This window comes from Microbacterium sp. Bi128 (assembly GCF_918698205.1).
Genome location: NZ_CAKKMM010000634.1, coordinates 1 through 2,829, shown reverse-complemented (window position 1 = coordinate 2,829; position 2,829 = coordinate 1). Strand labels below are relative to the sequence as shown.

Sequence of the window (2,829 nt, the reverse complement as noted above, 5' to 3'; positions counted from 1 at the left end):
TCGGCGTTCCGGTCCACCAGATCCTTGGGCGCCAGCCCTTCCTTCTCGGCGGTCTGGGCGATCTTCATGCCGTGCTCGTCAGTGCCGGTCAGGAAGAAGACGTCGTACCCGTCCAGGCGCTTGAACCGGGCCATCGCATCGGTGGCGATGTACTCGTACGCATGGCCGATGTGCGGCACCCCGTTGGGGTACGTGATGGCCGTGGTGATGTAGAACGGGGTCTTGTCAGTTGAAGTCACGGTCTAAATCTAGATCAGTTCTGTGAGGGTATCGCTCTGGCGGACCAGTTCGTGGTCATGTGAAGCCACCAGCACGGCAATGCCGTCCGAGGTGGTGTCCTTGAGGATGCTGATGATGCGGTTGGCCGCGGCCCGGTCCAGGCTGGCCGTGGGCTCGTCGACCACCAGAACGCGGGTGCCGAGGATGAGCGCCCGGGCGATCGCGACGCGCTGGCGTTCACCGCCGGAAAGCTGCGCCGGACGGTGGCGCATGCGCCGGCCCAGGCCCACGAGGTCCAGGAGGTCCTTGGCCATGTCGCGGCGCTTCTCGACCTCGCCGTCCGGCACGGCCGGCAGCAGGACGTTCTCGAGCGCGCTCATCCCGTCGATCAGCGCACCGCCCTGGTCGACGTAGCCGATCAGGGCCCGGCGGCGGTCGGCGATCTCGTCGTCGCCCATGGTCTCGAGCGAGTCGCCTTCCCAGAACACCCGGCCCGACGTCGGCAGGGTCAGTCCCGCGCCGACGGTCAGGATGCTGGTCTTGCCCGAGCCGGAGCGGCCCGCGACGCAGTGCATTTCGCCGGCGTGCAAGGTCATGTTGAAGTCGTCCACGACGTTGACGGCCTCGGCACCGCCCTTGCCGCCGCCGTAGTGGATGGTGATGTTGCTCAGTTCCAGCGGGGTGGCGTGGTCCGTGGCCTTCACGATTGTGTTGGCGCGGGTCTTGTGCGCACCGCGACGGGTGCTGGCGGTCATCCGGTCGTGTGCCTCCCGGTCAAGGTTCAGCTCGTTAGTCATTGGACCACTTTCGTTGCAATCGGAATCCAGCAAAGTACAGCTACGAGACCGGCAATTGCGGCCCACAGCGCGGCATAGGGGGCCAGGAGGAGGCCGATGCCGAGGGCGCCCACAACACCCAGCGGCAGCGCGACGGTTCCCACCATGGCGTTTTCAAAGAAGCGGACCTGGCCCAGCATGTCCGGGTTCCAGCCCATGGCCCGCAGCGTGCCGAGGTACTGGCGCTTGGCCTGCAGCTCGAAGCGGCCGGTGACCATGGTCAGCAGCAGCCCGACGGCAACACCGGACACGCCCAGGATGATGCTGGGCAGGGCGATGCTGGCCGCGGCCAGCCCGCTGAGGGCGCTGGCGCCGGCGGCCCGCGGAATGTCGATCAGCAGGGCGACGAGTCCGCCGACGGCCGCGGCGAAGACACCGACAGCAACGGCCAGGGAGATGGTGTTGAATTTGTTGGTGCTCAGCTGCCGGTTCGCGAAGGTCAGCGGGGAATCGACCGCGATGAGCCGTTCATCGTGTTGCGGCTCCTGGTCCACGACGTCGCGGTGGCGCAGCTGCTGCGCCGCGATGAACGCGGCACCGGCGTACAGCACCAGGACCGACGCCGAGACCACCGCGGTGGCGGTGCTCCAGCTGATCAGGCTCAGGACGATTCCGACGACGGCCAGCAGCGCGGCGCCGACGCCGAATTCGGCCAGCACCCAGGAACGGATCTTGCGCTGGGTCCAGCCCATGGCGCGCAAGGTACCGGCCTCGCTGCGGCGTTTGCGGATGTAGCTGACGGTGGACGCGCCGGTCAGGAGGGCAGCACCGCAGAGGGTCAGGAACAGCAGGGTCAGGTTCGTGGCGGTCAGCGAGCCGGACACGGCGTCCGCGGCGTCCTGGCGGACCCACGACTGCTGCACGGTGCCCAACGGCGATTCCTTGCCGGCGTCGTCCTTGGAGTAGCCGGGAACGGCGATGCTGGCGTCTTCGCGGGCCGAACCGGCCACCACGGTGGCCTGCAGGCCCATGTCGCGGATCTCGTTGGCGAGCTTCTCCACCTCGGGCTGCGCCTGCTTCCAGCTGCCCGGGACCTTGGCGCGGACCCGGACGGCGTCGATCACGTTGGCGTTTGCATCGTAGCCGCGGGCGGCGGCGAGGCCGTAGTAGTCGGTGATGGCTCCGGCGGACTGGCTGACCAGGCCCGTGGCGCTCAGCGACGGCTTGAGTTCGGTGTTGACGTCCTTGCCCGACGCGTCCTTGGTCAGGGTGAACGGCGCGGGGTCATAGCCGCCCAGGGGCAGCCGGTTGACGTCACCGGCAGCTTCCTTGACGTTCGCGGCGTCGAAGGTGCCGTAGACCATGGCCAGCGGCGTGGCCAGCTTCTTGCCGGTTTCGAGGTTCTGGCGGTACGAGCGCTCGTCTACAGGTTCGCGCTGGGTCTGGTCGACGGCTTCGCCATTGGCGGCCTTGTCCGGCAGCCGGTTCACGGTGACCCAGTCACCGGGCGTGGCGCTCTTGTCAACGGCGCCGTTGGCGGCGGTTTCGCCGTCCTTGTATGTCGGGGCGGCGGCGAAGTTGGTGGTCCAGGTGGCCGGGTTGTAGAGGCCCTGGCTGAAGGATCCGGTGTCGCCCATGAGCTGGGAGAGGTCCTTGGACCCGGGCCAGGCGAGGGCGAACGGGGACTTGGAAACGAACGGCAGGTAGTCCTTGTCCAACGAGCGGGTCACGGTGCCGACGTCCTTGGTGACGTTGCCGGAGTCGTCGATTTCCTCGATTTTGACCGAGTACTTCAGGTCCAGGGCGGTGCCCGAGCGCACGATCAGCGGGATGG

At 67.7% G+C, this 2,829-nt stretch carries 3 protein-coding genes; all 3 read right to left on the bottom strand.

Going from position 1 to position 2,829, the window contains the following annotated elements:
- A partial coding sequence (locus LQV45_RS24075; protein ID WP_230009145.1) for a class I tRNA ligase family protein occupies positions 1-239 on the bottom strand: 239 nt, incomplete at its 3' end.
- A 9-nt stretch (positions 240-248) separates the two neighbouring features.
- Positions 249-1,016 (bottom strand): ABC transporter ATP-binding protein, encoded by a 768-nt coding sequence (locus tag LQV45_RS24070; protein ID WP_018773527.1) that lies wholly within the window; start codon positions 1,014-1,016, stop codon positions 249-251.
- Positions 1,013-2,829: ABC transporter permease (locus tag LQV45_RS24065; protein WP_230009144.1), on the bottom strand; the 1,817-nt coding region annotated here is incomplete at its 5' end. The genes LQV45_RS24065 and LQV45_RS24070, both read right to left, overlap by 4 nt.